Annotated in this window: 10 protein-coding genes; 4 read left to right on the top strand and 6 right to left on the bottom strand. The window is 33.8% G+C overall.

The features are described 5' to 3' along the window. Window positions 1-1,344: 1,344 nt before the first annotated feature. Together ACP6PM_RS32115 and hemW are read right to left on the bottom strand one after the other, a co-directional pair. Window positions 1,345-1,602 (bottom strand): DUF1830 domain-containing protein, encoded by a 258-nt coding sequence (locus ACP6PM_RS32115; RefSeq protein ID WP_426590922.1) that lies wholly within the window; start codon window positions 1,600-1,602, stop codon window positions 1,345-1,347. 200 nt (window positions 1,603-1,802) lie between these two features. Beyond that, on the bottom strand, window positions 1,803-3,068 hold the full coding sequence (hemW, locus tag ACP6PM_RS32110; RefSeq protein ID WP_426590921.1) for a radical SAM family heme chaperone HemW: 1,266 nt from the start codon (window positions 3,066-3,068) through the stop codon (window positions 1,803-1,805). Window positions 3,069-3,799: 731 nt separating this feature from the next. Between hemW and ACP6PM_RS32105 the strand changes: the two genes are divergently transcribed. Continuing rightward, complete coding sequence (locus ACP6PM_RS32105) at window positions 3,800-4,879, top strand: PIN/TRAM domain-containing protein (RefSeq protein ID WP_426590920.1); 1,080 nt, start codon at window positions 3,800-3,802, stop codon at window positions 4,877-4,879. A 403-nt stretch (window positions 4,880-5,282) separates the two neighbouring features. On the opposite strand, the gene ACP6PM_RS32100 is transcribed toward ACP6PM_RS32105, so the two are convergent. Together ACP6PM_RS32100 and ACP6PM_RS32095 are read right to left on the bottom strand one after the other, a co-directional pair. Further along, window positions 5,283-5,567, bottom strand: a complete 285-nt coding sequence (locus ACP6PM_RS32100) for a hypothetical protein (RefSeq protein ID WP_426590919.1) — start codon at window positions 5,565-5,567, stop codon at window positions 5,283-5,285. A gap of 424 nt (window positions 5,568-5,991) precedes the next feature. Further along, the gene (locus ACP6PM_RS32095) at window positions 5,992-6,432 is read right to left on the bottom strand and encodes a peroxiredoxin (protein WP_426590918.1); all 441 of its coding nucleotides are present in this window, start codon (window positions 6,430-6,432) and stop codon (window positions 5,992-5,994) included. Between the two features lie 732 nt (window positions 6,433-7,164). Between ACP6PM_RS32095 and ACP6PM_RS32090 the strand changes: the two genes are divergently transcribed. The 3 genes from ACP6PM_RS32090 to ACP6PM_RS32080 all read left to right on the top strand — a co-directional run bounded on the left by ACP6PM_RS32090 (window position 7,165) and on the right by ACP6PM_RS32080 (window position 10,235). Continuing rightward, window positions 7,165-7,572, top strand: a complete 408-nt coding sequence (locus tag ACP6PM_RS32090; protein ID WP_426590917.1) for an Npun_F0494 family protein — start codon at window positions 7,165-7,167, stop codon at window positions 7,570-7,572. Window positions 7,573-7,874: 302 nt separating this feature from the next. Further along, window positions 7,875-9,341 carry a cobyric acid synthase CobQ gene (cobQ, locus tag ACP6PM_RS32085; RefSeq protein ID WP_426590916.1) on the top strand — a complete coding sequence of 489 codons (1,467 nt, stop codon included), beginning with the start codon at window positions 7,875-7,877 and terminating at the stop codon, window positions 9,339-9,341. A 660-nt stretch (window positions 9,342-10,001) separates the two neighbouring features. Continuing rightward, entirely contained in the window at window positions 10,002-10,235 is a 234-nt protein-coding gene (locus ACP6PM_RS32080) for a 2Fe-2S iron-sulfur cluster-binding protein (protein WP_293097277.1), read from the top strand. 694 nt (window positions 10,236-10,929) lie between these two features. On the opposite strand, the gene ACP6PM_RS32075 is transcribed toward ACP6PM_RS32080, so the two are convergent. Then, window positions 10,930-11,163, bottom strand: a complete 234-nt coding sequence (locus tag ACP6PM_RS32075) for a hypothetical protein (RefSeq protein WP_426590915.1) — start codon at window positions 11,161-11,163, stop codon at window positions 10,930-10,932. Window positions 11,164-11,542: 379 nt separating this feature from the next. After that, a complete protein-coding gene (locus tag ACP6PM_RS32070) occupies window positions 11,543-12,001 on the bottom strand; it encodes an SRPBCC family protein (protein WP_426590914.1) in 459 nt (152 codons plus the stop codon). Window positions 12,002-12,310: the final 309 nt, after the last annotated feature.

Raw genomic sequence — 12,310 nt, 5'->3', positions numbered from 1 at the left:
AAAATTTAGCCCGATCAATCAAAAGTTTCAGATGCGTGCAAATTTAATTATCATCTCCCAACTATGCAACGCCAATTTTATAACTATTAGACATCTCCAGAAAAGAGGGAACACTTAACTGGGAACAGGGAATAGGGAGGAGGAATTGATAATTTATGGATAATAATTGACTTTACTTTTTATTTTTGGAAATTTCTATTAGTTATCAACTTCTTTGGACGAAAAAAGAATTTTAAAAATGCTATGGGTACTGAAGAAGGCAGAAGCAAGACAAAAGTATAAAAATGTCAGATGTTATTGTTCAATCACATAAATAAGTTTATACCAAAAGAAAGCAGCTATAATTAATAGCAAATCTCAAAAGTATTGGTACATCTTTTTAAGAGCAGGCAGTAGGGTTCTACCGAATAAGTAGTAATTGCCATTTTCGCCTATAATCGTTAAAAAAATTGCTCTTACTTATACTATTTCTCTGTAACAATACGCTTAATAACTTTCGATTAAACCTTATTTGAATGACTATTTTCATCTTTAATATTAAATGCAACTTTATGGATAAATAGTATTACTTAGTACTTAATAACTGTAGTCTTGAGTAGGGTCTTGCATTATTTTTGTGAATTGTATAAGATTTTCTATTTGTAACAAATATTTGTCACCACTGGTATAATTAAAAGTTTATTCTGCTACCAACTACAATGGTTGTCATATTCATAATATATAGTATTTTTCTTTTCCTAAAATCCAAAAGTTGTGTATCTCACGAATTTGAGAAAGGGGATAACGGAACTTAATCATTTTTGATAAAAAAATAAACTACGAACCTTTGCAATACAAGGAAAATATATCAAATACTCAAAAGTGCTACAAATTTAGTAGACCTCGCCATGAGTTTATCTACAATTTAATAATTGCTTTAATGCTTTGCTATGACAACTAAATTATGTAGTGAATATATTTCCATCAAAGTCTCTATGTATATAGATTTTATACTCATTTAAAATAAGAATGAAACACTTTTTTCTGCTGAAACTTTTTCACAGTAAGAAACCCTTATCTCAGTCTAAACTGAAATGACTATATAATTTTATTCAGTATACTTATGAATTTTATATAGCAATTCCCAAAGTTATGAGGTACAGTTTTTTTCTTCTTTTCTGTTCCCTGTTCCCAGTTAAGTGTTCCCTCAAACCTAAAATTTTGTACCTCACCAGTATGGGAATTCCTATAATTTAACTATAGTTGACCTATAAAAATAGTTAGTGATGATTCAAAAAAAATATCAATCACTAACTATTATGAGATACTAAATCAAACTAATTTTGATAAATTTTCAACTATTGCTTACTCATCAACTTTCAAATCTTTGCACAAAAAACGTTCACATCTAATTTCACCATTTTCCAAAGTTTGATGAATTTCTAATTCTGCTTCAGGAACTGCTTCAAATAAGAAACGTTCTCCGGGGAAAACTGCACGTTCCCAATATTGATTTTCAACATTACTAATTCTAGCAATCTGCATCTTGCGAGTAGTGTTCACATAGAAACAAAGAATTTTTTGACTCTGTTGTTTTGGTAGTCTATCTAGTGCTATAGTCACAATCTTTAAATTCCCTCTAAATTTTTTGTTTGCCGATTAGCAACCCGACTGAATCTTGATATCTTTGAGCGCCAATAAAATTATTATAAACGCATAGGGATCGCTTAAGTATATTTTTAATTACTTTTGTTGAAGAAAATTAATTTCACTTAAGTTGTCCACTGTAAACCTAGTATTTTATCAGTAAAAATACTCATAATTTAGCACTCCATACTGATAGAATTACTGAGTTTGCTAAATAACGTTGATAAAACAGTATTAGAGAACAAAAAACCTTCAGGATCGGTCAATCTCAAATATCCCTCTATCGGAAGTTTTTGGTTATTAGAGAAAGGGGTTACTACACCTTTTGCATTAAGAAATTCTACCCACCCTAACTTTTGATAAGGTTGTAAATAGATTAATAATTTTTCTACAGTTTCTTGACCAAACTGCTGAGATAATGTTAATAGATTCACTCCTTCTGTCAAGCGAAATCTTAACATCAGTGTTTCTAACAAACAATCCTGATTTGATGTATCAATACCCTGATTTCCTATACTATGACCTTGAAACGATAGCACCCATTGATAATATTCCTTCCGCGTGCGCGGTCTGGTAAATCTTTGCCCTTCTAAATAGCTTGCTGCACCCATACCAAAGCCATAATAAGGTCGATTTTCCCAGTAAACTCTATTGTGAATACACTGATAACCAGGCTTGGCATAATTAGATATCTCATAATGTTCATATCCTGAAATTGATATCAACTGCTGTGCCATTCGATACATTTGGGCTGCTGTTTCATCTGTAGGCAAAGGAGCATAACCTGGTTGATAATAACGTCCAAAAGCTGTAACTGGTTCTACTACAAGGTCATAACTGGAGATATGATTTGGGGAAATAGCTATTCCAGTTTCTAAAGAAGTTTGCCATTGTTCTAAAGTTTGGTGTGGCAGTCCTGAAATTAAATCAATACTGAAATTAATAATTCCTGCTTGATACAATGTGTCTACTGCTTTGTAAATATCTGAGACATTGTGCGATCGCCCACAAAGCTGCAATAAATCATCTTGAAATGTTTGTACTCCCAGACTGACTCGATTTACTCCTAGAGATTTATATCCTTGCACCTGTTCCAAGTCAAAAGTTCCGGGGTCCATTTCTATAGAAATTTCAGCATTGGCCACAATTCCCAATTTTTGTTCTAGGGTATCTAAAATCCGACTTAATTGACCCACTGATAATAGGGAAGGAGTACCACCGCCAAAGAAAATCGTTTTTAAGGGTTGACAAAAAGACTTTGTAATGTTTATTTCATCACAAATTACCTCCACATATTCTTGAATTGGAGAAAAATTATCACCTTTTTTACCATCACCCACTACAGAGATCGGAAAATCACAGTAATAGCATCGCCGTCGGCAAAAAGGGATATGGACATAAGCCGAACTAGGAATGCAGTAATTTCCGATTGGCCTTTTCACTATTAAACAAAGTTACAAACTATATCATTTATAAAACTATCTTAAACAATTATGAATTTAATGAGGAGTAGTAGTAGGGTAAATCAGAAAAATAATATTTCTTGAGGGGGTAGAAATATTACTTAAGTAAAAAGTCAAAAAAAGCACTTATATAATTTTTCATTTAGATCGACTACACATATTCTGGTTTCAAGGCAGCTATGCTCTTATAATGATGCTAATGGTAGAAATTATGTGTTTCATTAAAGTGAAAACCCTGTAATAGTAATTAAAAAAATTTGCTACAAATAAGTCTTAGGCAGTAGATGCTAGGTAAATTTTAATGTTCTTAATCTAGCTAAATCCAGTTTCTCACGAATCCCTAATTCGAGTGGCTGATTTATAACATTATTTAATCGATTTAGTATAAGTGTTTGACCGTAATCATGAATAAAATCAGTAATTAACCCGAAATTTTAATTACAAATCAGGTAAAAATAATCACATTGTTTTAGTTGTAAGATAGATTTTGTACTTCAGGAGTAACTGCAAAGGGGAAACCGCATTATGAATTGTTACCAAATTCCAATGAGGTTAAAACCTAATAAAAAGAGAACCGTAAAGAATGGCAAATGAACTGTAAAGATATAATAGAGGCAACATTGAGCAGCCCAAAAATTATGCTTATCAATCATTATTGGTGAGTATCTCTGGGGAAAATATCCATATCTTCTATAAAACAAACTAAAAAAATGCTTGACGCAATCATTATCATTTCATTTGTACTTGCTGGAGCAGGAATAGGATTCTATAGCATAGAACTTCTCCCACCCAATGTACTACTACAAGTCACAAACATCGAAGGTTTACGTTCAGTATTATCTGCCTTCACATCCTTGATTGGGTTTGTAGTGGGATTGGTATTTCAAACTACATATCGGCGAGTGGAAGCAAAAGTCAGTCAAATGCCTGTTGACTTATTATTAACGCGAGCGATAGGATTAGTAATTGGACTATTAGTGGCCAACTTAATGCTAGCGCCACTGTTTTTACTGCCTATTCCCCAGGAGTTTAGTTTCATTAAACCTCTTGTAGCAGTTTTAGGCAGTGTAATGTTAGGCTTTACAGGAGTTAACGTTGCTGATACTCATGGTCGTGGCTTTTTACGGCTAATTAATCCTAACAGTCTAGATGCAGTATTAGTAGCAGAAGGAACTCTCAAACCTGCTACTACTAAGATTTTGGATACTAGCTGTATTATTGATGGCAGAATAGAAAATTTATTGGAAACAGGTTTTCTGGAGGGTCAAATTCTTGTACCACACTTCGTTTTACAGGAGTTACAGCTTATTGCTGATGCTTCTAACGATCAAAAAAGAGTCAGAGGTAGACGAGGTTTAGACATCTTAAATAGGCTTAAAGAGGTTTACCCTTCTCAGATTCAAATCCATTTTGCAGACTATGAAGAAATTTCTACGGTAGATGCTAAGTTGGTTCGTTTTGCCCTGGAAATTAGTGGTACTCTGCTAACCAATGACTACAATTTGTCTAAAGTTGCTAGTTTACAAAAAGTTCCTGTACTAAATATTAATGATTTGACTCAGGCAATGCGCCCTACTTATTTACCTGGTGATACTATTGAAATCAAAATTCGTAAGGAAGGTAAGGAACCTTCTCAAGGTATTGGTTATTTAGATGATGGTACGATGGTTGTTGTAGAGTCTGGTAGTGGATATGTTGGTGATGAAGTGCGAGTAATTGTTACAAGTTCTTTACAAACTTCTGCCGGTCGAATGATTTTTGCTCGTACTCAAGAGTCGGCGATCGCCTAATCAATTTAAAAGTCAAAAGTCAAAAGTTAAAAGTCAAAAATTTTATCGAAGAGACTACGCCATTAGTTAGCGTGAGGGTAAAATTTAATTTTGTCAAAAAACAGACCCCAACTATTCACTATTTCCTGAGAGTTGGGGTTAATTAATTCAAAACTAAAAATAATCAGGACTTAGGCAAAGACACTAGTGCCGCTACGCGGAAGTTAAAAGTCAAAAGTTAAAAGTCAAAAGTATTGATTAGTAAGGTTTTTAGGATTTTGTCACTGGTCACTTATTTCCGTCATCCTGCACTAGACATCTGGTGAAAATTAAAAATCAAATCAATTCTCATCCAGAAATTATCTATTCTTTCTTCCTGTCCCCAGTTAAGTGTTCCCTGTTCCCTCTTTTCCGAAGATGTCTACTATAATATGGCACATACCAATCTATAAAATTGCTGAGGCAAAGCTCCGTTTTTTCCTTTTCTTTGTTTCGGAATGCTACGCAAAGCAAAGTCGTGAAGCGTTTCATGTCGGCGATAGCCGAAAATACTAAAATTGTTTGAGGGATAAAACCCCATTCTGTTTCGCGATCGCTTCAAAGTTTTTGGCATTATCAAATTTTTATTCCCTATTCGCTCTTCACCTATTCCCCAAAGTCCTAAAAGTTTGTATGGTAATTTATGATTGGAAATTCTTAGATTTTGCATCTTGTTTGAGGCTCAAATTCAAGAAATTAGGTTTTATATTATGTCCGGTTGAATAGTTATAAATAAGGAGGGAAGAGAGGAGAAAGAAAGTATAAAAAGGAGAAAATTTTTTGATCGCGTCAGCGGAACGGAGTTCTATCGCGCTCTTATCCGGACATGATATGACATAATGAAGAATAATATTCGGAAATAAACATATGAATGTTCCTTATTGCCAAAGACATAAAGTAGTCAAAAATTCCATTGCTAAATAAATGTATGATGAATACTAAATTGATCTGGGAGGTTTATAGATTTCTGCTATATATTCATACCTAAGCATCAGTAACACCATAAAAAAATAGAGGTTTCAGAGCAAACCTCTACGAAGTAACCAAGCTTAAAAATGAAAAAATCTCTTGGATACTAAACAATTAGAAAAACATTATTTTGTGCCGATGACTTCTAAAATATCTTTAGCGTGGCTATCCGTTTTCACTTTGTCATCAACATGAGAAATATTTCCTTCAGCATCAATAATATAAGTAACACGCTTAGAATATCCACCACCTTCAACATCATAAGCTTTAGTGATAGTACCATCAACATCTGCCAAAAGTTGGAATGGTAAACCATATTTCTCAGTGAAAGCTTTGTGGGAAACTTCATCATCCATACTTACACCAAGAACAACCATATCTTTGCCTTGATATTCAGCGTAGTTGTCTCGGAAACTTTGAGCTTCCTTGGTGCAACCAGGAGTATCATCTTTAGGGTAAAAATACATAACTACTGTTTTACCAGCAAAATCAGATAAGGAAACAGTGTTGCCGTTAGTATCTTTTACCGTGAATTCAGGCGCTTTAGTGCCAACAGATAATGCCATAGATTCGCTTTTTCTCCTTAAAACTTAGACAAAAGTCACAAAGTGCTATCGGGACGTTGTATTCAGCGTACCTACTGCTGCAAAAAAAAATTTTTACTAGGCAATGCTAATGGAAATCCTATTATAGCGTTACGCGTAAGTCAGATAGGGTAGCCGTCGGATTAGGGACGTACAGAAGTAATCTCTGACTGAGTTTTTCCTATAGAAATCCTCCGCAAACAGCATTTAGTAATGTCCACGCCCTTTACTTCCACATATTCTTGATTATTATTTTAAGAGATTGCGGGATACTTAAAAACTTTTTACTTTTATTGCACTAAGCATTTAGGGCGTGGACATTGGCAAGTCCTGAAACTCGGTCAGAGATTACTTTTAACTTTTGATTTTTTATTTTTGACTTACGCGTAACACTATACAAGACTTACCCACCTAAACAAGAAACCGGGTTTATTGCCCTGATTATTGTTGTTCAAATCAGGAAATTTCGTCGATCAACCCGGTTTCTGCGCAAGTTCTATTTTAAATCTGTTCCAAATTATTTTCTGGAGTGCATGATTAGAAAAAATAAAGTTTCAACCCATGTTGCTTATTCTAATGTCATTTGTTATTGTGTTTGAAATAACATCAAAAATATCATTTATATGATAAAAACTCAAAATCCTTGATTTGAGATCTTAAACTATAATTTTTGTTAACTTGAAAATATAAATTTTATTGATATATAAAATTAATATGGCCTCCGTAGAATCTCCAAACTTAATTTCACTCCAATACCCTACTCATACTGAAAAAAGGGCGGAAAGAGCGCTGTGTTGTAGTCCATTTAATCTAAAGTTGTTTGTAACAATGAGTTCTCAAAGTGTAGGATTAAAATCAATAGCCTCTGATGCTGGCTTGAAAAATTCCTACACAGGTTCCGTTGTATCAGAATTAGCTGCTGAAAATTATCTTTTATGGCTAATCCAGGTAGGCGTACTTAGGCGGGAAGTTGATGGACAAGGAATTACAGATAGTTTTCGTCTTACTCCCCTGGGTCATCAGTTAGTTAAAAAATATGCTGGGAAGGGAAACTGGCCTCAATCTGGTATCGGCGATCGCCTTGATAATTTGATCGATCGTTGGTTTAGACTTCCTATTTAGAGATGGAGTTTTTTGTATAAAATGTAACGGTGAGAGTCTCAACTGAATTCGGATGCTAATTGTCCAGTCAACATCATCTGAAAATTAAGGACAATAATGGGTTGAAACCTCAGTAAAGTATAAACCGGCGTTTTTAGGACGTCCCACAAAATTAAACCCAACTCCCTAATTAAGAATGGATTAATGAGAATTTATCCCATTGCTTAATAGGGTTTTGGAGACAGAAACTCTACAGTTAATCCCCGTGACTTTAGTCCAGGGAGTATACCTATCTGATTCATTCTTCCTGATTGAAAAAAGCTATGCAAGCAATTATGGTGGTGGGAACTACTTCTCATGCTGGGAAATCTATAATCACTACAGCCATCTGTAGAATTTTATCACGTCGCGGTTGGAGAGTGGCTCCCTTCAAAGGACAAAATATGGCTTTGAACTCCTATGTCACATCTACTGGTGGAGAAATGGGTCATGCTCAAGCAGTACAAGCTTGGGCGGCAGGTGTGACTCCTGCAATAGAAATGAATCCAATTTTATTGAAACCTCAAGGAGATATGACTTCCCAAGTTATTATTAAGGGAAAAGCATTAGGTACAGTAGGAGCTGTAGATTATTATCAGCAATATTTTAATATTGGTTGGCAGGCTATCCAAGAATCTTTAGAAATTTTATCTCAAGAGTTTGACATTATAGTTTGTGAAGGAGCAGGTAGTCCTGCAGAAATAAATCTGAAGCACCGAGATTTAACCAATATGCGAGTGGCTAAGTATTTGAATGCCTCTACAATTTTAGTAGTTGATATTGACAGAGGGGGTGCTTTTGCCCATGTTATTGGTACATTAGAACTACTAGAACCAGAAGAAAGAGATTTAATAAAAGGAATAATAATTAACAAATTTAGAGGACAGAGGTCTCTGTTAGATTCAGGTATTGAGTGGTTAGAAAAAAGAACTAATATTCCTGTAGTTGGTGTAATTCCTTGGATTGATGAAGCCTTTCCAGCTGAAGATTCTTTGAGTCTTTTAGAACAACGTTCTACTAAATCTAAAACTGACATTACAATCGTCATTATTAGATTACCAAGAATTTCTAATTTTACTGATTTTGAACCATTAGATGCAGAGTCTAGTGTCAAAATTAAATATGTTAATCCTAATGATAGTTTAGGTTATCCTGATGCCATAATCATACCTGGTTCTAAAACTACTATTAGCGATTTATTAGTATTACAAAAAAGTGGCATGGCAGAAGCTATCAAAAATTATCAAGCTTCTGGTGGTACAGTAATGGGAATTTGTGGTGGTTTTCAAATGCTTGGTGAAGTGTTAGTTGACTCTCAAGGTTTAGAAGGAAAACAAGGGGAATATAAAGGATTAGAATTACTACCTTTAAGAACTGTAATTACTCCTAAAAAAATTGCTCGTCAGCGACAACTTATTGCTAATTATCCTTTAGGAAATTTACCAGTCATAGGTTATGAAATTCATCAAGGTAGAACTAGAGTAACAAAACCAGATATAGTTAAGCCATTATTTAATGATTATGATTTGGGTTTTGTTAATAGTTATCAGTCTGTCTGGGGTAACTATTTACATGGAATTTTTGATAATGGTCCTTGGCGTCGTTCTTGGTTAAATATCTTGCGTAAAAAACGAGGACTAGACGGTTTACCGACTGGTATTGCTAATTATAGAGAACAACGAGAAGTAATGTTGGATTCAATCGCAGATCAAGTGAATCATCACCTAGATTTAAAACCAATATTCAAATAAAATTTAACAATTAAAATTAATCTAAATCACTTAGCCATAATCCATTAGAAACTAATAAATTATTGTCAAGGTTATAGATATCTATTCTCCGGCGATCGCCAGATAATTATGGAATAGCTCAAAAGCTAAAATCACAAAATATTAGATATTGAATGTATCAGGAAATAGGGAATAGAGAATAGGGAGTAGGGAGTAGGGAATAGGCGAAGACACAATTATTTGTCAGAAAGAAATTCACTATAACTTTAGAAGTATGAATACTCATACTTTCTAACTGTAGATTGATTTATATCTCTAAACTTAATTCCAGCTTGAAAATTTAGTTGCTCCACGTCTCTTAATACTTATTTTACAAACAGTCTCTTGGAGCAATTGAGAATTAATATAGATGATAATTAGGACTTGCTGATTAACTTTAAAAGCATTTAGAGATAAAGCCTAAACTATTTTTCTTTTGCGAAAGAAGTGCAAGCTTTTTACTCACTATAACTCGAATTTTGAGTATTTTGAGTAGACAAGGATGGAAATATCTCAGACAATTCTTACTACTACTTCCTACCTCCTGACTCCTAAGTAATAGCCTAACTATTTGTAGCAAAAATTTATCACCCCTAGTATTAAAGGGGTTTATTTTACGAATCATTTCAGATTGATATAAATATGAAAATACTTTTTTTGCCAGATAATATTACTGTTGATGCAGAGGTAGGAGAACCACTTCTAGAAGTAGCTGAACGTGCCGGAGTAACTATTCCTACAGGTTGCTTAATGGGTTCTTGTCATGCTTGTGAAGTAGAACTTGATGATGGTGAAATTATTTGTGCTTGTATTACAGCAGTTCCTCCTGGAGAGAAAAAAATGACTATCAACCTTTCTGTAGAAATAGACTGGTAATGTTACAGCAGTTTTCAAGTTTATAAGCTACAAAATTTGAAAAATTTAAGTAGGGTTTGCGCTCAAAAGTCTTTTAGTAGGGGTAGGAGACAGGAGACAGGAGACAGGAGACAGGAGTCAGGGTAATTGTAGAGGAGGTAGAAGGAATTATTGTCCCAAGATTTTTCTGCCATAATCGCCCCAAAATACTAGCTTTTTGAGCTTGAGCGACCGAAAAGCTTGCACTTTTTCAGGGCATAAAAAGGCTGAAACAAATATCAGTCAATGCTTTGATATTTAATCAGCAAGCCCTAAGTAGTAAAAAATCGAGAAAGAGGAATTAGAAATTACAGTGTATTTCAGGTTTATGAAGTACCGCAAAAAAAGTTTTTTAACCAATTTTTTGAAATACAGATAATTCATCAAATTAAAGAATGTATTTCATTAATTTTCCCTCTAAAATAATTCTATTTCAGCATTTAGTAGAATTTTAAATACTTTTTAATCCTCACTGTTCGATTGATTCGTATAAACATAAACTTAACGCAAGAAAATAATTTAAAATATTCTTGCTTGTTCCTATTTTATTTTCAAAATCCAAAATTTTAATGCCGTGACAAGCTTCGTTTAAAATTTGTGTTAGTATTCTTAGCTGTTCTAGGGAAATTAAGATTTCAACTGTTAATGTTTGACTTTCTTGAAAATCTAAAATTTCTCAAGCTATTTTGATTAATAAAAGTAACTCTTGAACTTCCTCCCTTTCAGCACCTATTCGAGCATGAAATCCTCCTATTATCTTTTGAAAAATCTCCTCAAAAGTTGAAATTAAAATTTCCAATCCTTTTTTTTCGGCTTTAATCAAAATAATCTCATTATTCTGCAATTCAAACTTTACCAGAAGATTATCCATAATCATTTCAGACTGATGTTGTGGTTGAGGCAACTCCATGCGCAACTTTTACTATTTGAGGTGCAGGTAAACTTTTTGAACTAAATTTTATGTTCTGCCAAGGTCTTATATAGTTCGATAATCTCATCTTTCTTTCTTTTTGTCTTATTTAACTTTTGGGTTGACTTCAACAATTTCAAGTTTTGAAGATTCATTTAGATGAGTGTATCCCCAATAAATCATTTATTCAAAATATCGAATACTTATCAGATTACCTTGTCATTTCAGTTATCAGTAAATCTGGCTTCAGCTAGAGATTTGAAATGCAGAATTTTCTTTTTTCTATCCTTTTAAAAAGGAAGGTTTGAGACCTTATTTATTTGGTCATATCATGTAGATTTAACAAATTTTGAATCTGTTTAATATAGCTAGTTATCAATTACCCATTATTTTCTTGCCGACTCTTAAAAGCAACAGCATAATCGCGAAATCTTTCCATATCTGCCATCAAAGTAGATTCTACTATCCTGCCTAAAAATAAATTATCCATAATCTTAATTAACCACCCAGGAACTCCATAGGCTACAGTTAACTTCACAATACTACTACCATGACGGTCATAAAAACGGATTGCGCCTCGGTTGGGTAAGCCATCCACAGACTCCCACTGAATAATTTGATGAGTAACTATTTTCTGAATTCGAGAAAGCCAGCTAAACTCAAAATTACCACTAGCTAATTTCCACTTAGATAAGTCTGGATTATCTTTAAGAACTTCAACAGATTCAATCCACTTCATCCATTGTGGCATTTGTTCTAAATCAGACCAGAGATTCCACACTAAATCAATTGGAGCAGCTACCTCTATCTGTACACTATGTTCTAGCCAATTACTCATAATTTTTAGGGAGTAGGAAGTAGTTAGGAAAAATGGAAATTATGAGAAATAAGGTTCAGATAAGACCAAAACTCATAAGGTATGGAAACATTATACAAGCTTTTCAAATTACAGGAGTGCCCAAAAAAATCCTTATCAGAAAATTCCACTATTCATCTCCCCCGCCGGAGTGCTTCATAAAATGATTTTGATTATTGCTCTATACGCAATAGTCGGAAAATTCCACTATTCATCCCCTCGTCCGGGTGCTTCATAAAATGAATCTATTATTGTGACCTACGCAATAGTCGGAAAATTCCACTCTTCATC

The organism is Dapis brunnea BLCC-M229 (assembly GCF_050015995.1).
In the GTDB taxonomy this organism is placed as follows: domain Bacteria; phylum Cyanobacteriota; class Cyanobacteriia; order Cyanobacteriales; family Microcoleaceae; genus Trichodesmium.
This window is presented reverse-complemented; position numbering and strand designations above follow the sequence as displayed.